We start from the raw sequence: 22,824 nt of genomic DNA, 5'->3' as shown, positions 1-22,824 counted from the left end.
GCCGTGGGGGCGGTGCCCGGGGACCCGCATCAGCTCACGGCGTGGCCCTGCGGTGGCCGGTGCTCGACGCGCGCGAGTGTGCCTCCCGTGCCACGATGAGCGGGACCGACGCCTTGCGTGCCGTACCCCTCACACACCGGACGGGCGATGAACTCCATGCGGGTGGCCCAGGTCACCGAACCGGGCGGACCATTCGAGATCGTCGAGCGTGAACTCCCGGAGCCCGGCCCCGGCCACGTGCGGATCGCCGTCGAGGCCTCGGGTGTGTGCCACTCCGACGCCGGTTTCGTCAACAACGCCCTCCCCGGTGTCACCTTCCCGCTGGTCGCGGGCCACGAGGTCGCCGGGCGCATCGACGCCCTCGGTGAGGGCGTGCGGCACTGGAGGGTCGGCGACCGCGTGGAGGTCGGCTGGTTCGGCGGTCACTGCGGCCACTGCCCGCCCTGCCGCGAAGGCGACTTCATCGACTGCCGGAACCTGCAGGTACCCGGCTGGGCGTACGAGGGTGGATACGCCACCCACATGGTGGCGCCGGTCAACGCGCTGGCCCGGATCCCCGACGGCCTGTCGGCCGTCGACGCCGCGCCGCTCGGCTGCGCGGGCGTCACGACGTACAACGCCTTCAGGAAGAGCATCGCCCGGCCTGGCGACCTCGTCGCCGTGATCGGCATCGGCGGCCTCGGTCACCTGGCGGTCCAGTACGCGGCGAAGTCGGGGTACGAGACGGTGGCCGTCGCGCGGGGCGAGGACAAGCGGGCCCTGGCCGTGGAGCTCGGTGCCCACCACTATGTCGACAGCTCCGCCACCGACACCGCCAAGGCCCTGCAGGCCCTCGGCGGAGCGACGGTCGTCCTCGCCACGGCCGCCAACTCACAGGCCATGGCGGCGGGAGTCGACGGGCTGCGGCCCGGCGGAGAGCTGATCGTCGTCGGTTTCACCCCCGAGCCGATGCCGATCACCCCGGCCCAGCTGGTCCTGACGTCCCGCTCGGTCGTCGGCCACCCCTCCGGTACCTCGCGCGACGTCGAGCACACCATGAACTTCAGCGCCCTCGCCGGGATCCGCCCCATGGCCGAGACGATGCCGCTGGACGGCATCAACGAGGCGTTCGCCCGCATGATGTCGGGCGCCGCGCGCTTCCGCATGGTCGTCGTCCCCTGAGCCGTCCGGGTGCGGGCGTCAGCCGAACGGCCGATCCGGAGCGCCTTCGGCCCGATGGACCCCTCGGGCGTCGTCCATCCAGCTGGACCGCGTTCGCAGGAACGACAGGTCCTCGGCCGACGGGTCGGTGCTGTCCCGGAGACGTTCGCCCTCCGCGGCGGTGAGCCGGCTGTACCAGCTCGTCAGGTCGTCGCTCCCGTCCGACCAGTCGGTGTACTCGTGGAAGCGGTGGAACCAGAAGGTCAGGCAGCCTGCGCACCGCAGCAGGGACTCCTGGTCATGGGCCGACTGATACAGCGTCCGCACCCAGTCGAGCGCGGGTCCGGTGCAGCAGTCGATGTAGCTCGGGGTCGCCATGGGGCCGATTTTCGCACCGGCCGCACACCGGAAAGCACACCGGGGGCTCGCGGTCCCCGGGCCGCGGCAGAATGCAACTCCAGTTGTTTTCCGGGGCGGTTGAACACCAGAGGTGTCCTCTGCGTATGAGGTGGCGGCTTGCTGTGTCAGGCCGTCACCCATCGGGCGCAGGAGGATTTCCTTGGGACGCAACACGCGCAGACGCGCTACCGGCACGCGGAGCGGCACTTTTGTGGCCGTCGCCCTGATGCTGGGAGGCGGGGTACTGGTCACGGCGAATGTCTTCGCCTCCGCGACCGAGGGTGACGCGACAGGCGCTCCGGACGCTCAGACGGTCTCTGCGGCCCCGCAGGCCTTCACGGTCGACTGCCCGGACGTGGGCAACGCGCTCACCTCCGTGCCGGAGGGCGCGAAGGAGGAGGTCGACAGGGAACTCGCTTCTCTGGACGGGCAGATCGCCGAGGCCTACCAGCGCCTGAAGGAGACGTCGGCGGCCCAGCAGCAGGACGCCGCCTTCACCGACAACGCCATCCTGGGCCCGCTGAAGGACAAGCGTGCCGCGACGATCGCGCGGATCCTGGAAGCCATCGACCGGGCGGGGGACCGCCCACAGGGCGTCGAGGATCTCGCCGCGTGCGGCCTGCGCGCACCGGAGACCCAGAGTCCGCCGGCCGACGGGCAGCCGACCGCACCGGCCGGGGACCAGAACAGCCAGGGTGCGCCGGGCGATCAGGGGGGCGGCGGCCAAGGCGGCCAAGGCGGCCAGGGCGGCCAGGGCGGAAACGGCCCGGTCGCGGCGGACTTCGCCGACATCATGAGCGTGCCCTCGGACGCGCCGCGCTCACCGCGGCCGTCGGACGCCTCGCCCGGCACGTTCACCACCGAGTGCGGAGTGAACGCCGGCGGCCTGTTCAACTCCGACAACATCATCGTGGCGCCCGGGGTGACCAACGGCGCCCACCACTTCCACGACTACGTCGGCAACCAGGACAACAACGGCCTGGCCACCATCGACGACCTGGCGAAGGCCGACACCAGCTGCCAGGACCAGGGCGACAAGTCGTCGTACTACTGGCCTGTCCTGCGGCTGCAGAACGGCACCAAGGAGCGCGACGCAGACGCACCGGGCGGCGGAACCGAGGGCAACGCGGGTCAGATCGTCACCCCCGAGCAGGTCACCCTCACCTTCGTCGGCAACCCGCTCACCAAGGTCACCCCGATGCCGCGCCTGCTGCGCATCATCACCGGTGATGCCAAGGCGTTCGTCAACGGCCCCGCCAACGCCAACGCGTCGTGGAGCTGCACGGGTCACGAGGACCGGCAGCTGAAGGACAAGTACCCGCTGTGCCCCAAGGGCAGTGACGTGGTGCGGACCTTCAGGTTCCAGAGCTGCTGGGACGGACGGAACGTCGACAGCGCCAACCACCGTACGCACGTGGCGTTCGCCGACCCCGCGGGCAACTGTCCCCAGGGATTCGTGGCCATCCCGCAGCTGGTCCAGCGCATCGTCTACGACGTCGACGCGCCGAGCCTGGCGGACGGCGGGCGCAGTGTCCCGCTGTTCGCGGTCGACTCCTTCCCGGAGAACCTGCACAAGCCGATCACCGACCACGGCGACTTCATCAACATCTTCGACGAGAAGCTGATGCAGGAGGCGGCCGACTGCATCAACGAGGGCCGCACCTGCGGCGCCGGTGAGCAGCCGTCGCAGGAGCCCTCGGACCAGCCGACGCAGGAGCCCCCGGCATCGGAAGATCCGACGCAGGAGCCGACCGCGTCGGACGAGCCGACATCCGGCACGGCGGCCGGTGGTGACGGCGGCGATGGCGGCAACGGCGGTGACAACGGACAGGCCCCCGGGAGCGGCGGGTACGGCACCGAGCCCTCGGGCGGCGCACCGGAGGACGGGCAGCCCGGGGACGAGGCACCCACCGTCCCGGGCACCGTGACGCCCAAGGCCGACCCGGCTCCTCCCGCGAACCAGGGTGCGACGGACGACCCGGCGGCCGTGGTCCCCGAGGAACACCACCACGACCACCAGTCGGGCACGGGTGCGGCCGAGGAGACTCCCGCCGCCGTGGCGGCCCCGAGTCCCGCGGGACAGGCTGGTCAGCAGGAGATCAGCGGCGGCCTCGCCGACACCGGTGCCAACCTGTGGCCGGCGGCGCTCGGAGCGGTACTCGCGATCGCGGGATTCGTCCTGCTCCGCAGCGTCAAGCGCGGTTCCCGCTAGCTCGGCCCTGACAGGACACGACCAGGTCCCCCTGGCGACCGGCGCATCGCCCGGTTCACCAGGGGGACCGCCGTGCCGTCGGGGCTGGTGGGGCATCGGGCACGACGGACGGAGTTTCGAAGGGGAAGGGATGCGAGGCCGGTCACGCCCGGCACGACGGTGGTGGAGGCGTCAGGCAGAGGGTCCGGACGCGGGCCCGGACGCGGGCCCGGACGCGGGCCCGGGTGACGCGTGGGCGGGGCCCTTCCCCCAGAGCAAGACTTCGGTGCTCGGCCGGCGTTCGCTGAACCGGCCCGATGCGGAGACCTCCCGCAGCAGTCGGCGCAGGTCGTTCTCGAAGGCGCCCTGGCGCGGCCCGAACAGGTGCGGCGCGGAGAACGACATGGAGAACACCCACGCCACGACGTCGTCGCAGGTGCGTTCCCGTGCCTGTCCGCCGGGAACGACGTGGTGTCGCGGTCCCGAGAACCCCGCGCGGGTGAGAATCGCGGCCTCGCCGCCGGGTGTTCCCTGTGGCAGCGACCCCTGGCCGGCGCGTCGGACCGGTCCGAGGTAGTTCCGGACCAGTTCACTGACGGCCGTGTAGGGCACGGCCGGATGCGGGAGGCCGTCCAGTGGCCAGGACTCGGTCTTCGCGTCGGAGACGTGCGCGAGCACCCCGCCCGGCCGGAGCATGTCCCGGATGGTCGCCGCCACCAGGTCGCGGTTCATCCAGTGGAAGGACTGGCCGAAGGTGGCGACCGTGAACGTGCCCAGTCCCGCGGGTAGTTCCTCGGCCCGGGCCCGCACCCACCGCGTCCTGCCGCTCACTCCGAGTTCGGCGGCGCCGCGCTCGGCCTCCGCGATCATCCCGTCGTCCGGGTCGACCCCGACGGTCTCGCCGAACAGGTCCGCCAGGCTCAGGGCGAGGGTGCCCGGCCCGCAGCCGACATCGATGAGGCGCCCCTGTCCGTCGAGCGCGAGTTCCCTGGCGAGCGTGTCGACCAGCCCCGGAGCGTAGGGGAGCCGCCCGCGCCGGTAGTAGGGAGCCGTGCCCGAGAACAGCGTGTCGTCCCACTTCCAGCCGGCCGCCGTCATGTCCACCACCCCACCCTCGCCCGGATCCGGCACCGCTCGGCTGTCCATGATTCCACCGGTGTGCCCGATTTCGCTGCCCCCTCGCCTCGCCGGGTCCGCGTTGACAGGTCTGCGTCGGGCCCGTAATCATCGTCATTCCACTAATCAGATAGCTAAATGGTGAAGCGGTCGGCCGTACGCGGCTCGCCCGGAGAGAAAGGCATGCCTTGGAGCAGAAGAGACGAGCGACAGGCGCCGTGGCCGCCCTCGCTCTGGCCACCGCCCTGCTGGGCGGTACGCCCGCGGTCGTTCAAGCCGCCGCCCCCGCCCCCGCCGATGCCGGATCGGGCACCGGCACCGGCACCAGCACCGGCATCGGCACCGGCACCGGCAGGACGGTCACCCTCGTCACCGGCGACAGGGCGTTCCTGGACGCCGCCGGAAAGGTCGTCGGCGTGAGGGCCGCCAAGGGCCGCGAAGGCATGGGATTCCGCATATCCCGAGCCTCCGACGGAGACACCTACGCCATACCGGGCGATGCCGAGCGGCTGGTCGCTGACGGCACCGTCGACCGGCGGCTGTTCGACGTGACGCGGCTGGTGACTCTCGGGTACGACGATGCCTCGCGGTCCGATCTGCCGCTCATCGTCACCTATCCCAAGGGCCGCTCCGTCGCGGCGCGTTCGCTGTCCGACTCCGGTGCGAGGGTCAGCCGGGGCCTCCCGAGTGTCAACGGCGACGCCCTGCGGGCCCGCAAGTCCGAGGCCGCGACCCTGTGGCAGACCCTCACCGGTACTGCCGCTTCGGCGCGTTCGGCGGCCGCCACCCCGGCGAAGGCCGAGAAGATCTGGCTCGACGGCAAGGTGAAGGCGAGCCTGGACCGCAGCACGGCGCAGATCGGCGCCCCCGAGGCCTGGGCGGCGGGCTACGACGGCAAGGGCGTCACCGTCGCGGTGCTCGACACCGGGGTGGACGCCACGCACCCGGACCTGAAGGACCGGATCGACGCCCAGAAGAACTTCTCCGGCACCCCGGACACCGTGGACCGCGTCGGTCACGGCACCCATGTGGCCTCGATCGTCGCGGGATCCGGTGCCCGGTCGGGCGGGAAGTACAAGGGCGTCGCACCCGGCGCCCGCCTCGTCATCGGCAAGGTGCTCGACGACACCGGCGAGGGCTACGACTCCGACATCATCGCCGGCATGCAGTGGGCCGTCACCCAGGGCGCGAAGGTGGTCAACCTCAGCCTCGGCGGCCAGGACACCCCGGAGACCGATCCGGTCGAGCTGGCCGTGAACGAGCTGTCCGCCGAATCCGGCGCACTCTTCGTCATCGCCGCGGGCAACAGCGGCCCCGGTGCGGCCACCATCGGCACCCCGGGCAGCGCCGCGGCAGCGCTCACCGTCGGCGCGGTGGACCGGCAGGACGTCGTCGCCGACTTCTCCAGCCGGGGTCCCGCCGCCGACGGCGCCCTCAAGCCGGACCTCACCGCCCCCGGCGTGGACATCGTCGCCGCGAAGGCGGCCGAGGGCGTGGAGGGCGACCCGGCGGCCGACGGCTACGTGTCGATGAGCGGTACGTCGATGGCCACCCCGCACGTGGCGGGCGCCGCCGCGATCATCGCCCAGCAGCACCCGGACTGGACCGGCGGGCGGATCAAGGCCGTCCTGACCGGTTCCGCCGAACCGGCGCCGGGCTTCTCCGCCTTCGCGCAGGGCACCGGCCGCACCGACCTCGGCCGCGCCATCGTCCAGCAGGTGACCGCCGGCCCCGCGCTGGGCTTCGGCACGGCGCAGTGGCCGCACGCGGACGACCGGCCCGTCACCAAGGAGATCACCTACCGCAACGACGGCGACCGGCCGGTCACCCTCGACCTGACCGCCGACGCGCTCGGGGACGACGGAAAGGCCGCCCCCGAGGGCATGTTCGCGGTCACGCCGCAGCAGCTCACCGTCCCGGCCGGCGGCACCGCGACCGCCGCCGTGACCGCGGACACCCGCGCGGGCACGGCGGACGGCGTGTTCGGCGGCGCCGTGACCGCGACCGCCGCGGGCACCACCGTCCGGACCGCCATCGGCGTCAACCGCGAGCCCGAGTCGTACAACCTCACGGTCAGGCACCTGGATCTGCACGGCAAGCCCACCGGCTACTCCTCGACCGGCGTGTACGGCCTCGACGGCGACATCTGGCAGGACTACGCCGACGAGGCGGACGGTGAGTTCACCGTGCGGTTGCCGGCGGGGCGCTACGTCCTGGAGGGCCGGATCTACCCCGAGGCCGATCCCAGCGGCGGCCGGCTGGCCCTGCTGGTCCAACCGAAGTTCGTGCTGACCCGCGACACGACGCTGGTGATGGACGCCCGCAAGGCCAAGCCCGTGCGCATCACCGTGCCCGACCGTGCGGCCGTGCACACCGGGGCCGTGTTCGACTTCGGCGTCGACAACGGCGGAGCCGGCTACATGTCCACGTACGACATCGGCAGCTTCGCCAGGCTGCGCGTCGGGCAGCTCGGCGCCCGGCTGCCGGCCGGCGAGGCGTTCGCGCAGTACAACGGCACCTGGAGCCACGGTGCGGTGGACTACCGGCCGGCCTGGAACCGTACCGGCGATCTGGCCGGGTTCACCGCGGACCTGCGGCGCCAGGACTTCGCCAGGATCGCGCTGACCGTCGGCGAACCCGCCGCGGGCAAGTCCGTGAGCCTCGTCGCCGCGCCCGTGATGCCGAGCGGGTCCTGGTACGCCGCGTCAGTGGAATCGGGCTCCCTGCCGCGCGCCGGTACCGAATACGTCTCGCCGGGCGTGAAGTGGCAGTACACCGCCTACCAGTACGGTGCCCCGGACGCCTCGGGGGAACCGCGGTGGGACGGCAGCCAGACCGACACCCGGGCCAGGTCCTACGCCGCGGGCAAGGAGTACACACAGCGGTTCAACTTCGGGGTCTTCGGTCCGCACCTCACCACCTCGGGAGAGCACGCGGCGGGCGCGATCCGTCGCGGTGACACCTTCGCCGCCAACGTGCCGCTCTTCTCCGACGGAGCGGGCCACGCGGGCGAATCGGGGTACACCAAGGCCAGGAGCGCGCTGTACGCCGACGGCAAGCCGGTCTTCACCTCGGACACCCCCCTGGACGGTGCGCCGCACACCCTCCCCGCCGCGGGACGGACCTACCGCCTCACCACCGACGTCTCCCGCCCCGCATCCCTCTCCGCGGTCAGCCCCCGGGTGACCGCCGAGTGGACCTTCCGCTCCGCCCACGTGGCGGGGGGCACCGAGAAGTGGCTGCCGCTGTCGGCGGTGCGCTTCACGCCGCGGCTGGGGACGGCCGGTACGGCCAGGGCGGGCGCGCTCTTCGCCGTCCCGTTCACGATCGAGGGCGCGGCCACCGCACGCACCCCGCGCACCCTGCGGTTCGCGGTGTCCTACGACGACGGCAGGACGTGGAAGCCGGCCAGGGCCGTCGACGGCAGGCGACTCGAACTGCGCCACCCTGCCCGCCCCGGCACCGTCTCGCTGCGCGTCACGCTCACGGACGCCGCGGGCAACACGGCGAAGCAGACGATCTACCGCGCCTACCGCACCACCAAGTAGGCACGCTGGAAACCCGCTTCACGGGCAAGCCCCGGGCCGCCGGCCCGGGGCCTGCCCGTTGCACGGGTCGTGCGCTGCGGGGTCACCGGTACATCCGCGCCCCGCCGTTCTTCCCCTGGGCGCCGAGTTCCAGCACTCCGCCGTCGTCCGGCATCACGTACACGGTGCCCGTGTGCAGGGCGTCGGAGCCGATGACCCCGGACGGCAGGACCGCGACGGGTGCGAGGCGGCCGGTACGCGGGTCCAGCCGGACCAGTTGAGCCGATCCGGAGGAGGACACCGCGTACACGGAGTCGTCCCCCGCCACCGCTGTGGCGAGCGCGGCCGAGTGCAGGGTCCAGAGCTTGGCGCCGGTGGTGACGTCGAACGCGTCGACCTCCAGGTGCTCCGCGCCCAGTGCCGGGGTGATCAGGACGTCTCCGACGAGCCGGGCGGAGTGGTCGGCGTCCGTGTCGTTCCCGGAGAGGGTCTGGGAGTCGCCCACGGCCAGCTTGCGACTGCCTCCCGACGCGCTGAAGACCCGGGTGCTGTCCTCGTCCGGCGTGTGCAGGGACGCGATGAGGGGGGAGCCGGAGAACGCGTGGAGCACATCGGTGTGCATGCGCTGCGGGAGTGCCCAGAGCAGTTTTCCGGTCGCGCCGTCGTAGGCGCGGAGGGTGAACTTGTCGGCGTGGTCGGCGCAGTAGTCGTCCACGAGCACGACGCCCGCGCTGCCCGAGGCGCGGACGTTGCAGTAGTGGCCCCGGGCGCGATAGCCCCACACGGTGCGACCGGTGCGGACGTCGAGACCGCCGAGGAAGTTGCCGCTCACGATCGTGGCGACCTCGCCCTGGAGGTACGTCCGGGCGGCTGTCGCCGTGCGGTGCTTGTGGTCGACCAGGGGACTGGTCCACAGGATCCGGCCGGTGGCCGCGTCGACGCCCGCCAGCGATGTGCACGAGTTGCCGTCCGTGCCGAGCGCGATCGTCCCGATCCCGTCCACGGAGAGCGTCGGTGACATCGCGCAGGGCACGGTGGCCGCCGACCGGGGTAGGGCGGCCTTCCACGCCTCGGTGCCGTCGGACAGGTGGTAGCCCCTGATGCCGCCGCGGGTGCTCGCCCGGATCAGCAGCTCCCGGGTCACCCAGCTCCCGATCAGGGTGTCGTCGGCGGCCGGCGCGGGCACCCGCCATACCTGGGTGAGGTGCTGGGACGCGACGGGCAGGGCGTCGTTGCGATCCAGAGCGACAGCGGTGGCGCCGCCCGCCACGAGGACGGCGAGTGTGAGGGCGACTCCGGTCGCGCGCCTGCCCTTGCGGGGTCCGCGCGCCGGCCTGGTGCGAACCGGAACGGGCAGCGGCGCGGCCTGCGGGACGGCCGGGACCGCGGCGGCCTCGGACCGGGGAGCGACGGCGCCGGGGGAGGGCTCCGCCCACTCGGGCGGCAGCGCCCAGTCGTCCGCGCGTTCCCCGGAGCCCGCCCACGCGCGCGGCGGTTCGCCGGCCTCCGGGGCGGGCTCCGGGTCGGGCCAGGGGTGCTCGGGGAAGGGCGGGACGGAGGTGTCCGCGCCCCGGGCGTACGCATCCCCGGGCAGGCGGCGGGAGTTGCGGGACTGCGGTTCGGCGGGCGGTGCCGGCCACGCCTGCCACGGCTCCGGCTCGCGCTGCCCGGGCGGCCGGGAACCCTGACCCGGGTACTCCCGCGGAACACCCCGTCCCGGCGGTCCTTCCGTCGTCATCCGCGTACTTCCGCTCTGCTCGGTCCTCGTGTCGTGGCCTGGGCTGCCCGACAGTCATCGCGGAGGCACACCGGACGCGGGCTGGCCCGGCCGGTCCGCCTCCTGGGCTCAGTCGTCCTTGAGCGGGTGGCCGAAGCCGGCCCGCTCGGACTCCACGCGGAAGGCCGCCTGCGCGCCCACCGAGGTGTCGATCCGCCAGTCCATCGGCAGGGAACTGCCCGGCCAGTTCTTGCGCTGGTCGTACCAGACCAGTCCGATGACGTCCGCTTTCGCGGCCCCCACGAACAGGTCGCGGATCTGCGCCTCCTTGCGGCCGCTCTCCGCGACACCGGTCTCCGTGATCAGCACCGGACGGTCCGCGAAGCGCGCGATCTCGCGGAGCGTCGGCGTGAACAGGCCGGCGAAGGCGGCGCCGTCGACGGGCCCGTAGTAGCCGATGACGCCGACCCAGTCGACGTAGGCGTCGCCCGGGTAGTAGGGGCGAAGCCGCGCCCGGGAGCCGGAGTCCACCACATGCGGGCTCCACACCCAGACCACGTTGTCCGCACCGGCGTCGCGGACGACATCGTGGATGTGCCGCCAGGCCGCGACGAAGTCGGCGGGTGTGGCGTGGCCGGGCCCCCACGAGTTCCAGGGGCTGTTCATCTCACCGGCGAAGGACAGGGCGAGCGGGCCGTGGTAGGCGGCGATCTGGCGTGCGAACCGGCGGATCCAGGCGTCGTCCATGCCCTGGGCGATGTCGGCCAGCGAGGTGTCGGAGGGCGTCAACTCCAGCATCGGGAGCTGTCCGTGCTTCCACAGGAAGGCGTTGCCCTCCGTGTCGAAGTCCTCGCCCCAGGAGCCGTAGTACTCGCGGATGTCGGGGGAGCGTCCCGCCTGCTGGGTGAAGGTGGTGACGATGCCGTACTGCCAGGGAGACTTGTCGTCGACGACGCCCAGCATGCGGCCGGCCGGGTGCCGCAGGGACGAGACGTCGAAGGGCGTTGCCGGAGCGCTGGAGGAGGCTCCGCCGGCGGCCTGGCCGTCGCACGCGCACGCGAGGACCGCGACTCCCGCCGCGAGCGCCACGGCGGCCGTGAGACGGCCGAAGCGGTGGGGGCTGGGCATACGAGGCGTTCCGATCCGGCAGGCGGCAAAGGGCTTGACCTCCGGGAGTCTAGGAGACCAAAAGAAGATCTACATACTTTCATTTCAGTAAGATCACATAGTTGGGCGGGGGATCCGGCAAACCGAACATATGGTCCGCTATTCGCCCGTGGGTTGGACTAGGTTCGGCTTCCGACCCATCGCGCGGCGACGCGTTCACGGAAAGTCCGAGGTCTGTCGTTGACCAGCACGCTCACCAAGGCCGAGACCTCGCCCGTCTTCGTGGACCGGACGGGGCGCCGTGGCCGGCGACTGCGCGGCCTCGGCTGGCTGCTGGGCCTGGTCCTCGTCGGCTTCGTCCTGGCCATGATCTCCGGTCTGATCGGAACCCAGTCGCACGCGCCGGCCTTCTCGATCCCGTCCACCGCGGACACCGCGGAACCGGGACAGTACGTCAACGCACCGCTCCCGTCGGCACCGCTGGGAACCGCGCCCACGAGCGGCGTCCCGACCGCCGCCGACGGTGAGGCGGTCGCTCCCACCGGGGCCCCCGCCTCGACCCCGTGACAGCCCGACGTCCGACCGCAGCACGCGACACACCAGGAAAACCATGTCACGCCACCAGCGCCAACGGCAGTCCGTTCTGCGGCCACGCCGACTTGCCGCCCCCCCGCTGCGCTTCTTCCTGCCGGTGACCGTCCTGGCGACCCTGCTGGCACTGCTGGTGCTGCGCGGTATGGCCGGCAACGAGGTCTTCCACGACGAGAGCATCGCCGTCTCCGTGAACAAGGACGCGGTGCCCCGCGGTGTGCTGACGGGCGGCCCGCTCGTGGACGCGCGCGGTGCCAGGAACGACAAGCCGGTCAGCTACTCGATCCCCGACAAGACCGTCGTGCTCAGTTTCGACGACGGCCCGTCCACCCAGTGGACGCCGAAAATCCTCGCCGTGCTCAAGGAGCACGACGTCCGCGCGGACTTCTTCGTCACCGGGTCGATGACCACCCACAACCCCGCACTGATCCGCAAGATCGTCGCCGGCGGCCACGAGATCGGCCTGCACACCTTCACCCACCCCGATCTCGCGCTCCACTCCGGGACACGGCTCACCTGGGAGCTCGGTGAGACCCAGCTCGCCCTGGCGGGCGTCGCGGGCATCCATTCCAGCCTCTTCCGCCCGCCCTACTCGTCCACCGCCGACGCCCTCGACGACTGGTCCTGGCCGGTGACCAAGGACGTCGGCGCGCACGGGTATCTGACCGCCTTCATCGACAAGGACACCGACGACTGGAAGCGTCCCGGTGTGAACGCCATCGTCAAGGCGGCCCTGCCCGATCTGGCCGGGCAGGGCGAAATGATCCTGCTGCACGACGCCGGCGGCGACCGGTCGCAGACGCTGGCCGCGCTCCCGATCATCATCGACAAACTCAAGGCCGAGGGCTACCGGTTCACGACCATCAGCGAGGCGCTCGGCACGGCTCCCGCGAACACCCCTGTCACCGGCTACGACCTGTGGGCGGGCAAGGCGTTCCTGTGGTGCACCGCCTTCTCGATGCGGGTGATGCCCTTCCTGGTCGTCCTGCTCGCGGTCGTCGGCGTCCTGGTCTTCGCCCGCTTCGCGCTGATGCTGGTGCTCTCGCTCATCCACGTGCGACGGACCCGGAAGCCCGGGTTCTCCTGGGGGCCCGCGGTGACCGAGCGAGTGACCGTGATCGTGCCCGCGTACAACGAGCAGGAGTGCATCACCAACACCCTGCTCTCGCTGGCCAGAAGCGACCATCCCCTCGAGGTCATCGTCGTCGACGACGGGTCCACCGACGACACGGCGGCCATCGTGGAAAGCATGGACCTGCCGATGGTCCGGCTGATCCGCCAGCCGAACAGCGGCAAGCCCGCGGCCCTCAACACGGGGGTGGCCGCGGCGTCGAACGACCTCGTCGTGATGATGGACGGCGACACCGTCTTCGAATCCGGGACCGTCCGCGAACTGGTGCAGCCCTTCGCCGACCCCGGCATCGGCGCGGTGGCGGGCAACGCCAAGGTCGGCAACCGGGACACCCTGATCGGGGCCTGGCAGCACATCGAGTACGTCATGGGCTTCAACCTCGACCGCCGCATGTACGACGTGCTCGGCTGCATGCCGACCATCCCCGGAGCGGTCGGCGCCTTCCGCGGCAGCGCCCTGGAGGAGGTCGGCGGCATGAGCGACGACACGCTCGCCGAGGACACCGATGTGACCATGGCCCTCCACCGGGGCGGATGGAAGATCGTCTACGTCGAGAACGCCCGGGCCTGGACCGAGGCGCCCGGCAGCATGAGCCAGCTGTGGTCCCAGCGCTACCGCTGGAGCTACGGCACCATGCAGGCGATGTGGAAGCACCGCCACGCGGTCCTGGAACGCGGCGCCGCCGGACGCTTCGGACGCGTCGGGCTTCCCTTCGTCGCCCTGTTCATGGTGCTCACCCCCCTGCTCGCGCCGGCCATCGACATCGCGATGGTGTACGGGGTGTTCTTCGTCGACCCGTACAAGAGCCTGGGCGCCTGGCTCGCGGTACTGGCCCTCCAGGGCTTCTGCGCCTGGTGGTCCTTCCGCCTGGACCGCGAGAAGTCATGGCACCTGATCACCCTGCCCGTACAGCAGGTGGTCTACCGCGTGCTGATGTACATGGTCCTGCTCCAATCCTGGATCACCGCCCTGACCGGCGGCCGGCTGCGCTGGCAGAAGCTGCGGCGCACCGGCGAGGTCGGCCTTGACGTCACCACCTCGGAGATACCGGCATGAGCGCGGTCAACCTCGGCGCCCCGGACGTCGGAGACTCCTCCAAGACCCTGACGCTCCGCGTCCCCCACCTTCCCGAGCTCGCGAAGTCGCCCCCGAAGCCGGGCCGGGACCGCTACCTGGACCTGCTGCGCGCGCTGGCCCTGGTCCGCGTCGTGATCTACCACAACTTCAGCTGGACCTGGCTGCCCCTGGTCTTCCCCTCCATGGGCGTGATGTTCGCGCTCGCGGGCTCGCTGATGGCGCGGTCGCTCAGCCGTCCGGCGCTGAGCGTGATCCGGAGCAGGGTGCGGCGACTGCTGCCCCCGATGTGGCTGTTCGGCGCGGTCGTGCTGACCGCCATGATCATCGACGGCTGGGGCCCGCACGCGACCGGCCACCCCAACCGGTGGTGGGGCGAACTGGCCTTCTGGATCCTGCCGCTGAGCACCCCGCCCTTCGCGGACTCCCTGCACGGCTTCGGCGGCCACCTGCCCGCCACCTGGGCCGAGCAGATCACCGTCCCGCTCTGGTACCTGCGCGCCTACCTCTGGTTCGTGCTGCTGTCCCCGCTCATGCTCAAGGCGATGCGCCGGCTGCCCTGGGTCACCCTGCTGACACCGCTGGCGCTGTCGGCCCTCCTCAACTCCGGCCTGGTCGACCAGTCCGGCCGCATCATGGAGACCGCCACCGACTTCACCACCTTCGGCGCGTGCTGGCTGCTCGGCATGGCCCACCACGAGGGCCTCCTCCGCCGCATCCCGCAGTACGTCGTCCCCTCGCTCGCACCGTTCGTCCTCGTCGCCGGATACTGGTGGCTGCAGCAGCAACCGGTCGACAACCCCCGTATCGGCGCCGACCTGGAAGCCGTACCGCTGGCGCAGGCGATCTGGTCCTTCGGCTGCGTGCTGCTGCTGCTCCACCTCAGCCCCTCCTGGGACCAGTGGCCGAAGCCCCTGGAGCGCTTCAACGGGGTGATCAGCCTGCTCAACTCGCGGGCCGTCACCGTCTACCTGTGGCACTGCGTGGCGTTGGTGCTCTGCGAGCCGCTGATCGATCCGCTGTGGAGCAACGGCTTCTTCTACGCCCATATGCAGTGGCTGCTGAGGAGCCAGTGGTTCCCGCTGATCGTCGCCGTCCCGCTGATCGCCCTGGCGATCGTTCTCTTCGGCTGGATCGAGGACGTCGCCGCCCGGCGCAGCCCGCGCCTGTTCCCCTACCCGCGCAAGGCCAGGGGCCGGCGGCGACGGGGATAGAGGCCGCGCGCGAGGGCCGCCGGGCAGGGGCGGCCCGGAATCGGGTCGAGCCCCCGATGCGGTCGTCTGCGGCGCGGAACGCGAGGCGGCGTGGCAGCGGATCGTCGCCGCGCAGGCGCAGTACGCCCGGTACGCGAGCAGGACCGATCGCGAGATGCCGGTCATCCGGCTGACGCCCCGCTCCGGCTGACGGTCGTCACCGGCGGTGGACCTCCGGTTGTCAGCGGGAGCCGGCGGCCGGGGTGCGCAGGCCGTCGACGATGAGGTCGAGGATGCGGGACGCTCGTGCTTCGGTGTTCTTGGCGGGGCTGATCTTCCACAGCACGCTGAGCTGGAAGAGCACGTCTTCCGGGTCGAGACCCGACTTGAGGGTGCCCTCGGCCGCCCCGGCGTCGAGCAGGATGCCGATGGCGCGGACGAAGGGGTCGTAGAAGGGGTCCTCCGGGCCCCCGTCCGTCACGGCGTGGATGACTTCGGCGATTCCGTACTTCAGCCGGCCGTAGTGGGCGACCTCTTCGCACCAGGCGCGCAGCGCTTCCAGCGGCGGGCGGGTCGCGAGCAGCGCGGGGGCCCGGTCGATGACCTGCTGGATGTCGCGGCGGTACAGCTCGATGATGAGCGCTTCCCGGGCCGGGAAGTGCCGGTAGAGCGTGCCGATGCCGATCCCGGCCCGCTTGGCGATCGCCGTGAGCGAGGTGTCGTGCGCGTCGGCGAAGGCCTCCCGCGCGACGGTGAGGATGCGGTCCCGGTTCGCGACGGCGTCGGAGCGGGTCTGTCTCGGAGACACGGCGGGGGGAGGTCCGTTCTGTGCGGGTCGCTCGGCGGGGCCTTCCGCCCAGGGCCGGGGGACGGCAACCGGAGGCTCCTCCGCTTGATTTTCGCACAGGCAGATACGCTCCGCGAGGGCCCGGGCCCGGTCGGTCAGCGGGGCAGATCGGAACCGGTGAGGTCGCGGCAGGGTGGGATCCGGGCTGCGCCGCGATCGACGACATGGCGACGCCCGCGCGGACGGGATCGGTTGCTCCGCGCGCGTGCGGGACCGGCTGGGCGTCGCGGCCTTGATACGGAGGCGTGTCCCTGCGGCACACCGCGCCGCCGGGGTGCGCCGATTCCCGGCGGTCCTCAGGGTCGTGATGCCCCGGCCCGGCTCACGGCCGCGGCCAGGTCCGTCCGTCGAGGCGTTCGATGTCGGTGTTGAAGCGCCTCAGATAGGAGGCGAAGGCGGCGATGTCCTCGTCCGGCCAGTCGGCCATGACTTTGCCCAGGCCGCCGATGATGCTGTCACGTTCCTCGTCGAGCATGCGAGAGCCCTGGTCGGTGATGCGGAACTTCCGGGCCATCCCGCCCTCGGGGTCGGGGATGCGCTCCACGAGGCCGGCGCGCATCGCGGCGGCCGTCTGCCGGTTGAGGGTGGACGCGTCGAGCGCGAAGGCGTCGCTCAGTTCGCCGATCGACATGGGCCCCTGGACGCGGATCCGGCTGAGCAGGATGTAGGCGCTGCGCTCCAGTGAGCTGTCCCTGTGACGCAGGAGTTCGTGCCGGCTGAGCAGCATCTGCTCGTACTCGACCTCGTGGGTGGGCCTGCCCATGTGCTTCAGCCTCCTGCCGTTCGCCGGGCCACCGACGTGCCTGTTCGTGACCCGGAGCCATTGTCTCACAGTGCATGCACCAGCCACATCATGTGCGCGATGCACTTCCTATGTACGATGCATGCCGAGAGCGTCCGACCGTCGTGCGAGGAGTGCCGCCATGAATGCCCCCCAACCCACAGCCCGCGCGGGCGGCGTGGTCGCCACGCTGGCACTGGCCGGTATCACGGCCGCGATCATGCAGACTCTGGTCACCCCACTCCTTGCCGAGCTGCCGCAGATCCTGCACACCTCGGGCTCGAACGCCGCCTGGGTGATCACCGCCACCCTGCTCGTGGCCGCCGTCTGCGTGCCGATCTTCGGTCGCCTCGGCGACCTGGTCGGCAAGCGGCGCATGCTGCTGGTGTGCTCGGTGCCGCTGGTGGCGGGGTCGGTGGTCTGCGCCCTCTCCTCCTCCGTCGTTCCCATGATCGTCGGGCGCGGCCTGCAGGGCATGGGCATGGGCATGGTGCCGCTGGGCATCGCCCTGCTCCGCGACGTCGTCCCCGCGGAGAAGCTCAGCTCGTCCATCGCCCTGGTCAGCGCCTCCATGGGCATCGGCGGTGGCCTCGGCCTGCCGATCGCCGCGGCGATCGCTCAGTACGCGGACTGGCGCGTGCTCTTCTGGGGCTCCGCGGGCCTGGCCGCCGCCGTCGCCGTGCTGATCTGGTTCTTCATCCCGGACGTCCCCGCCGGCGCCAAGGGCCAGCGCTTCGACCTCCCCGGTGCCATCGGGCTCGGCGCGGGCCTGGTCTGCCTGCTGCTGGCGGTCTCCAAGGGTGCCGACTGGGGCTGGGGTTCGGCCACCACCCTCGGCCTGCTCGCCGCCGCCGTCGTCGCGCTCGTCGGCTGGGGCTGGTGGGAGCTGCGCACCCGCGACCCCCTGGTCGATCTGCGGACCACGGCGCGCCCCCGCGTGCTGCTGACCAATGTCGCCTCGGTCTTCGTCGGCTTCGGTATGTACGCCGGCATGCTGGTCGTCCCGCAGCTGCTCCAGTTCCCCAAGGCGACCGGCTACGGTCTCGGCCAGTCGATGCTCGCGGCCGGTCTGTGGCTGCTGCCCGGCGGCATCATGATGATGATCGTCTCGCCGCTCGGCGGCAAGCTGACCAATGCCCGCGGCCCCAAGTTCACGTTGATCAGCGGGGCGTTGGTGCTCGCCGCCGGTTACGGGCTGGCTCTGGTGCTGACGGGCACCGCGTGGGGACTCATGCTCGCCATCATGGTCGTCAACAGCGGTGTGGGCCTGGCCTACGGATCGATGCCCGCCCTGATCATGAGCTCGGTCCCGGTCTCGGAGACCGCGTCCGCCAATGGCTTCAACGCCCTGATGCGCTCGCTTGGCACCTCGGTGGGCGCCGCCGTGATCGGCGTGGTCCTCTCCCACCTGACCACGACCGCGGGCGGCTACACCTTCACCTCCGAGAGCGGCTTCCGCACCGGACTGGTGATCGGCTGCGGCATCGCCCTCGTCTCCGCTCTCATTGCCGTCGCCATTCCGGCGGCCCGCACCGCATCCGCCGGCACGGACACCGCTCCGGCCCTCGCATCTCAGGCCGCCCTGGAGTCCTGAACCGCCCTGCGGCACGGCACGGTTCCGCCCGCCATGCGGCGTCCAACGCCCGGGCGGGCGGAACCACCGTGGTTGCGCGACGGGTGCGGGGCCGGGCGCCGCTGGTCAGGCGGCGCAGGCCCGGTGCTCGGCCTCTCTGGCCGCCCCGTCGAGATGTTCGGTGAGCCCGCACTTGAGGTTGACGCCCATGGGGACCTTCGACCAGGTCGTGAGGGTAGCCCGCACGGTTCCTCCGGCGCAGACGGCGGAGAAGCGGGCTGTCAGCTGTTCTGCCACGAGCGCGCGCAGGTAGCGGCCTCGGCCGGCGGCGGCGGTCTCGTTCAGGAGCCGGACGCTGATGTGCGTTCGGTCCGTGAGGGCGAACCGGTTCCCGACGCGAACCATGTCCTCACCGGTCTTCTCCTCGAGCGAGTCGACCGCGTCACCGGGATTCGCCCCCGCCTCCAGGGCCCCCGCCGTCATCCTGGCCACGAGGTCACCCACCGGCCGCGTGTCGAACCGGAGCCTCGCAGATCCGTGGGCGGGAAGCTCGACTTCCTGGGCCTCCGACACACCTGCCAGGACGCGCTCGTAGGTGATCCTTGACCACGTGTACGCGTCGGGCGCGCACCTGGAGGTGCTCGCTGGTGCCGGGGAGTGGCTCCGCACCGCCGTCGAGCGGGGGCGTACCTGCCCCTGCGTGGTACAGGAAGCAAGCAGCGTGACGGCCGCCGCGGCAGTCGCCAACGGCACGAGTCTCAACGGGTCCCCCTCTGCTGTCCAACCCTCCTGGGCCGCCTGGCCTGCAGAGTGTCGCACTGAGGGGGGGTGCCGTTCTTCACGCAGGGGTGTGCGGTGCCGTCGCGGGCCCCTTCGGTCCCGGATGATCGCCGGAGGGTTGGTTTTACCGCCTGCTTCACGGGCACGGGCCCAGTGAGAGTCCGCGGAGGTGCCGAGATGAGCACGGGTGAGAAAGTCAAGGCCCAGGCCGAACAGGTCGTCGGGAAGATCGTGCGGAAGGGGGCGCACGCGATGCACAAGGAAACGCTCGCATCAAAGGGCGCGGCCCTCGAGGCACGGGGCAGGATGCGGGGCACGAAGGAGCGGACCAAGGACACGTTCAGGCACTGACCGTGTGATGACGACAGTGTGCGGTGTGCGCACCGCATCCGTCCTGATCCGGCGGTGGCCGCTCGGGCGCCGGGCACGGCCCTGCCGGGGTCCGGATCGCGTCGGGGCAACGAAGTACCGAGATCCCGGCGCATGGCCTCCCGCGCCTCCTCGGCCGCCGCGAGACGGTCGTGAACGTGCCGGCCGAAGTGCGGGTGTCCGTTCCGGTCCTGCCGGCCACCACGTCACGGAGCGAACGGACCTTCCGGAAGGCATGATTGGCCGGGCCCGTGACTTCCCACGGAGCGATGAGCGCGAGCCCGTAGCGCAGCGGGTGCACGGTGCTGGACGCGGACACCTCATGGGCCGCCGCCAAGTGCATGTACACCTCCGTCAACGCCCCCCAAGCCGGTCGGCGAGGAGTGAGGAGCGAGGAGTGTGGAGCCGACGCCGATCGCAGCGCCGAGCAGCGTGTTTCGCGGGGGGACCTTACGGTGAAGCCGCTCGGCGTGGGAAGCGGCAGGCCGAACCGCTCGACGCGGTTGCACAACGTTCGCCTCGAACCTCGCAGGTGTCACGAACAGACCCACCGACGTGCCACGGCGGATCGTCGATGCCCAGCTCAAGAAGCTGACCGAGGCGCTGTCCGGCTGAGGGGGCCCGACTCCGGACAGCGCGCCCGAGCAGGAACCGCCGGATGTCCGGGGTGTCCCGGTCGGGCTGCCTCGCCGGCACTGTCGGAGGCCGCTGATAGCCTCCCGGCGACTTGCAGACCGAGAGAGCTGGGGGACGGGCCGTGCAGGAGACAGCGGACGAGATTCTGGGCGGGAGCTGGGAGAGGCACGCCCAAGAGGAGACGGCGCGCGCCGGTGAGGACTATCCAGGCCGGGACGAGGCCGTCGAGATCTTCGGCGAGCCCACCCGGTTCGAACAGGTCGTCTCCCCCCTTCGGCGCCCGGTGACCCGGACTGGCGGCCGCGCCGTACGCGATGCGCAGGTTCTGCAGGCGGTGGGTCGGCCGCGTCCCCTGGCCCGCGAGGCGGTACGACGCCGTCGCGGTCAGGGCGGCGGTGCTCGCCGGTTCGGCGCCGGCGGGTGGTGTTGAGGACGTAGCTCCATGCCGCGGACCTGCCGGGCCGGATCGCGGCGACGCGATGCCCGGCCGCCTCGGCCGACCAGCCCTACGGCAGGGCGAGGTCGACGCGGGGGGAGGTGAGCGTACGGCCGGTCGTGTTGCGCACCGTGACCCGCACCGGCGTCGAGGGTCTCACCGTGATCAGGCCACGAGCGGGTCACGGCGGCCGAGGACGCCGAGGGCGGCGCCCGGGCCGCGCGGGCGTGCGGAGGCGGTCAGGTGCGGGTGAGGATCGTCACCACGGTGCTGCAGGTCAGGCGCCGCTGAGACGTGTGGCGACCTCGCCCGGGGCCAGCGCGCCCTGTGCCCACTGCAGCAGGGCAGGACCCTTGGGTGTCCGCGTCCACGGGTTTGGCGTTTCCACGCTCGTCTTCTACAGTCACGTAGACCTTCTACGGTGGTGTAAAACCGTCGTGATCCGAGTGTGCCATGCGCCCGTGCTCCCGGGACCCGCAGGGCAGGAAAGGACCCGTGCGTGCTCCAGGCCCTCAATCCGCTGGATGCGACCTCGCTGCTGACGGCTCTCGGCGCCGCTGGGGTGTTCCTGGTGCTGTTCGCCGAGACGGGCCTCCTGATCGGCTTCTTCCTGCCCGGCGACTCGCTGCTCTTCACCGCCGGACTGCTGTGCACCACCGGAGCCGGTGGAGTGCACCTGTCCTTGCCCGGCGTGCTCGCCGCCGCCCTGGCGGGGGCGCTGCTCGGTGCCCAGGCCGGCTACCTGATCGGCCGTCGCGCCGGCCGGGCCCTGCTCGGCCGCACCAGCAACCGGCACCTGCTGGACGGGGCGCAGCGGGCCGAGGAACTGCTGGCCCGCTACGGCCACGGCAAGGCCATCGTGCTCGCCCGCTTCATCCCGGTGGTGCGCACGGTGCTCAACCCCCTCGCCGGGGCGGTCGGGGTGCCCGCACGCACCTTCACCCTGTGGCAGGTCGCCGGGGGTGTGCTGTGGACGGCCGGGCTGGTGCTCGGCGGATACGCCCTGGGGTCGAGCGTTCCGGACGTCGACCGCTACCTGCTGCCGCTGGTCGGCCTGATCGTCGCCGTCTCCCTCCTGCCGCTGGCCCTGGAGGTGCTGCGGGCACGCCGCCGTCGTACGACTGAGCCGAAGCGGGAGACCACCGGGTGAGGATCACCGCCCTGACCGCGGCCCCGCCGCCACGACCCCGCCCGCAACGACCGCATGCCCATCACCTGGCCGGCCCGCACAGAAAGGGACCCCAATGAGTGCCATCAGCGTCGGACAGGCGGCTGTCCTCGGAGTCGTGGAGGGAGTCACCGAATTCCTGCCCGTCTCCTCGACCGGCCATCTGAAGATCACCGAGGGCCTGATGGGCATCACGGTCGACGACACCTCCGTGGTCGGCTTCACCGCCGTCATCCAGGTCGGGGCGATCGCCGCGGTCCTCGTGTACTTCTTCAGGGACATCGTCCGGATCTGCAGGGCGTGGTTCACCGGCCTGGTCAACCGCGAGGAGCGATACCACCACGACTACAGGTTCGGCTGGTGGGTGATCTTCGCGACCGTCCCGATCGTGGTCGTCGGCCTGGCGGCCAAGCCGCTCATCGAGGGCACCCTCGCCTCGCTCTGGGTCGTCGCCGGTTCGCTGATCGTCGGCAGCGGCGTGATGTGGGCGGCCGACCAGATGGGCCGCCACAAGCGCGGTGAGGGCGACACCACGTTCAAGGACGCGATGCTCGTGGGATCTTCGCAGATCCTCGCGCTGCTCTTCCCGGGCTTCTCGCGGTCCGGCGCGACGATGTCCACCGCGCTCGTCCTGGACCTGGACCGGGTCGCCGCCACCCGGCTGTCCTTCTTCCTGGGGATTCCCGCGCTGACCGGTGCCGGCCTGTACGAACTGAAGGACGCGCTCGGGGCCGGCGTCGGCACCGCGCCCCTGGTCGTCGGGACCGTCGTCTCCTTCGTTGTCGCCTACGCATCGATCGCGTGGCTGCTGAAGTTCGTCGCCCGGCACTCCTTCAACGCGTTCGTGTTCTACCGGCTTGTCGTCGGCGTCCTGCTCCTCGCGCTTCTGGGCACGGGAGTGCTGAGCGCGTGACGTGACCGGGTGACCGTGCGACCGCTGCACGGCCCGCGGTGCGGGCGGTGGGAAGGGTCGTTCGCCGGTGTGCCCCCCTTCGGCAATGGAGGGGGTACCACTGCGGGCGATCCAGGGAGAGGACAGGTGCCCGG

At 71.6% G+C, this 22,824-nt stretch carries 17 protein-coding genes and 1 pseudogene; 11 read left to right on the top strand and 7 right to left on the bottom strand.

The genetic code is table 11. The annotated features are described in order from the left end of the window. The first annotated feature begins 147 nt into the window (after positions 1–147). Positions 148–1,161, top strand: a complete 1,014-nt coding sequence (locus RV983_RS02615) for an alcohol dehydrogenase (RefSeq protein ID WP_475984116.1) — start codon at positions 148–150, stop codon at positions 1,159–1,161. Positions 1,162–1,179: 18 nt separating this feature from the next. Here the strand turns inward: RV983_RS02615 and RV983_RS02610 are convergent, their stop codons facing one another. Next, the gene (locus RV983_RS02610; RefSeq protein WP_475984115.1) at positions 1,180–1,518 is read right to left on the bottom strand and encodes a hypothetical protein; all 339 of its coding nucleotides are present in this window, start codon (positions 1,516–1,518) and stop codon (positions 1,180–1,182) included. Positions 1,519–1,765: 247 nt separating this feature from the next. Here RV983_RS02610 and RV983_RS02605 point away from each other — a divergent pair, with 247 nt between their 5' ends. Further along, positions 1,766–3,751: a DUF1996 domain-containing protein gene (locus tag RV983_RS02605; protein ID WP_475990201.1), complete on the top strand. Its 1,986-nt coding sequence runs from the start codon at positions 1,766–1,768 to the stop codon at positions 3,749–3,751. 171 nt (positions 3,752–3,922) lie between these two features. On the opposite strand, the gene RV983_RS02600 is transcribed toward RV983_RS02605, so the two are convergent. After that, a complete protein-coding gene (locus tag RV983_RS02600) occupies positions 3,923–4,876 on the bottom strand; it encodes a class I SAM-dependent methyltransferase (protein WP_475984114.1) in 954 nt (317 codons plus the stop codon). Positions 4,877–5,064: 188 nt separating this feature from the next. Here RV983_RS02600 and RV983_RS02595 point away from each other — a divergent pair, with 188 nt between their 5' ends. Beyond that, entirely contained in the window at positions 5,065–8,394 is a 3,330-nt protein-coding gene (locus RV983_RS02595) for a S8 family peptidase (RefSeq protein WP_475984113.1), read from the top strand. Positions 8,395–8,476: 82 nt separating this feature from the next. Here the strand turns inward: RV983_RS02595 and RV983_RS02590 are convergent, their stop codons facing one another. Continuing rightward, positions 8,477–10,111: an outer membrane protein assembly factor BamB family protein gene (locus RV983_RS02590; RefSeq protein ID WP_475984112.1), complete on the bottom strand. Its 1,635-nt coding sequence runs from the start codon at positions 10,109–10,111 to the stop codon at positions 8,477–8,479. Positions 10,112–10,219: 108 nt separating this feature from the next. Beyond that, positions 10,220–11,218, bottom strand: a complete 999-nt coding sequence (locus tag RV983_RS02585) for a glycoside hydrolase family 26 protein (protein WP_475984111.1) — start codon at positions 11,216–11,218, stop codon at positions 10,220–10,222. Between the two features lie 219 nt (positions 11,219–11,437). On the opposite strand from RV983_RS02585, the gene RV983_RS02580 reads away from it, so the two are divergent. From RV983_RS02580 to RV983_RS02565, 4 genes and pseudogenes are all read left to right on the top strand, one after another. Further along, the gene (locus RV983_RS02580; RefSeq protein WP_475984110.1) at positions 11,438–11,764 is read left to right on the top strand and encodes a hypothetical protein; all 327 of its coding nucleotides are present in this window, start codon (positions 11,438–11,440) and stop codon (positions 11,762–11,764) included. 43 nt (positions 11,765–11,807) lie between these two features. Then, entirely contained in the window at positions 11,808–13,976 is a 2,169-nt protein-coding gene (locus tag RV983_RS02575) for a bifunctional polysaccharide deacetylase/glycosyltransferase family 2 protein (RefSeq protein ID WP_475984109.1), read from the top strand. Further along, on the top strand, positions 13,973–15,208 hold the full coding sequence (locus RV983_RS02570; RefSeq protein ID WP_475984108.1) for an acyltransferase family protein: 1,236 nt from the start codon (positions 13,973–13,975) through the stop codon (positions 15,206–15,208). Before RV983_RS02575 ends, RV983_RS02570 begins: the two co-directional genes overlap by 4 nt. A gap of 76 nt (positions 15,209–15,284) precedes the next feature. Continuing rightward, positions 15,285–15,398: pseudogene (locus RV983_RS02565) on the top strand (nitroreductase/quinone reductase family protein); the annotation flags it as partial. Positions 15,399–15,428: 30 nt separating this feature from the next. Here RV983_RS02565 and RV983_RS02560 read toward each other — a convergent pair. Next, entirely contained in the window at positions 15,429–15,995 is a 567-nt protein-coding gene (locus RV983_RS02560; protein WP_475984107.1) for a TetR/AcrR family transcriptional regulator, read from the bottom strand. Between the two features lie 361 nt (positions 15,996–16,356). Further along, positions 16,357–16,797 carry a MarR family winged helix-turn-helix transcriptional regulator gene (locus RV983_RS02555; protein ID WP_475984106.1) on the bottom strand — a complete coding sequence of 147 codons (441 nt, stop codon included), beginning with the start codon at positions 16,795–16,797 and terminating at the stop codon, positions 16,357–16,359. A gap of 160 nt (positions 16,798–16,957) precedes the next feature. Here RV983_RS02555 and RV983_RS02550 point away from each other — a divergent pair, with 160 nt between their 5' ends. Continuing rightward, on the top strand, positions 16,958–18,409 hold the full coding sequence (locus RV983_RS02550; RefSeq protein ID WP_475984105.1) for an MFS transporter: 1,452 nt from the start codon (positions 16,958–16,960) through the stop codon (positions 18,407–18,409). A gap of 105 nt (positions 18,410–18,514) precedes the next feature. Here RV983_RS02550 and RV983_RS02545 read toward each other — a convergent pair whose 3' ends face one another. Next, positions 18,515–18,880, bottom strand: a complete 366-nt coding sequence (locus tag RV983_RS02545) for a hypothetical protein (RefSeq protein WP_475984104.1) — start codon at positions 18,878–18,880, stop codon at positions 18,515–18,517. 465 nt (positions 18,881–19,345) lie between these two features. On the opposite strand from RV983_RS02545, the gene RV983_RS02540 reads away from it, so the two are divergent. The 3 genes from RV983_RS02540 to RV983_RS02530 all read left to right on the top strand — a co-directional run bounded on the left by RV983_RS02540 (position 19,346) and on the right by RV983_RS02530 (position 22,690). Then, complete coding sequence (locus tag RV983_RS02540; protein WP_475984103.1) at positions 19,346–19,519, top strand: hypothetical protein; 174 nt, start codon at positions 19,346–19,348, stop codon at positions 19,517–19,519. A 1,589-nt stretch (positions 19,520–21,108) separates the two neighbouring features. After that, entirely contained in the window at positions 21,109–21,759 is a 651-nt protein-coding gene (locus tag RV983_RS02535) for a DedA family protein (RefSeq protein WP_475984102.1), read from the top strand. Positions 21,760–21,853: 94 nt separating this feature from the next. Beyond that, complete coding sequence (locus tag RV983_RS02530; RefSeq protein ID WP_475984101.1) at positions 21,854–22,690, top strand: undecaprenyl-diphosphate phosphatase; 837 nt, start codon at positions 21,854–21,856, stop codon at positions 22,688–22,690. The last annotated feature ends 134 nt before the right edge of the window (positions 22,691–22,824 follow it).

Source organism: Streptomyces sp. RLA123 (genome assembly GCF_056270165.1).
Note: the sequence above shows the minus strand (reverse complement) of the source record. Positions and strands in the feature narration are given on the sequence as shown.